This is a genomic window from Pseudomonas sp. 2822-15 (genome assembly GCF_002742515.1).
Classification (GTDB): Bacteria; Pseudomonadota; Gammaproteobacteria; order Pseudomonadales; family Pseudomonadaceae; genus Aquipseudomonas; species Aquipseudomonas salomonii.
Genome location: NZ_LJRY01000222.1, coordinates 1 through 671, shown reverse-complemented (window position 1 = coordinate 671; position 671 = coordinate 1). Strand labels below are relative to the sequence as shown.

At 55.1% G+C, this 671-nt stretch carries 1 protein-coding gene; it reads right to left on the bottom strand.

All coding sequences use genetic code 11. The features are described from left to right. Positions 1–671: immunoglobulin-like domain-containing protein (locus AOA59_RS32455; protein ID WP_158235264.1), on the bottom strand; the 671-nt coding region annotated here is incomplete at both ends.

The following is a 671-nucleotide window of genomic DNA, read 5'->3' as shown; positions in this document are numbered from 1 at the left end:
GCACTCAGAGAAACCGTGGTGTTGTCGATCGAGTCGGTAATCGAAGTGACGGCCGCTTTTGGATCGGTAACCAGGTTCTCGAAATTACCGCCTTCGGTTTTGGCGATGGTGGTGCTTGCGGCGGAACCGCTGTTGTAGACGTCGTTGGCTGGAGTGTTAAACACGGTCGAGCCGACAGTTTCACCGGCCTTGATCGTGATGGTTTGGCCGTTGCTCAACGTTACGGTGACGTCGGTTTGCGCCTTGTTAGTCAAGGTCGCGGTGTAAGTGATGTCGCCGCCTTCAACCACGGAGGCTTTATCAGCACTCAGAGAAACCGTGGTGTTGTCGATCGAGTCGGTAATCGAAGTGACGGCCGCTTTCGGATCGGTGACCAGGTTCTCGAAATTACCGCCTTCGGTTTTGGCGATGGTGGTGCTGACCGTGCTGCCGTTGTTGTAGACGTCGTTGGCTGGAGTGTTAAACACGGTCGAGCCGACAGTTTCACCGGCCTTGATCGTGATGGTTTGGCCGTTGCTCAACGTTACGGTGACGTCGGTTTGCGCCTTGTTAGTCAAGGTCGCGGTGTAAGTGATGTCACCGCCTTCAACCACGGAGGCTTTATCAGCACTCAGAGAAACCGTGGTGTTGTCGATCGAGTCGGTAATCGAAGTGACGGCCGCTTTCGGATC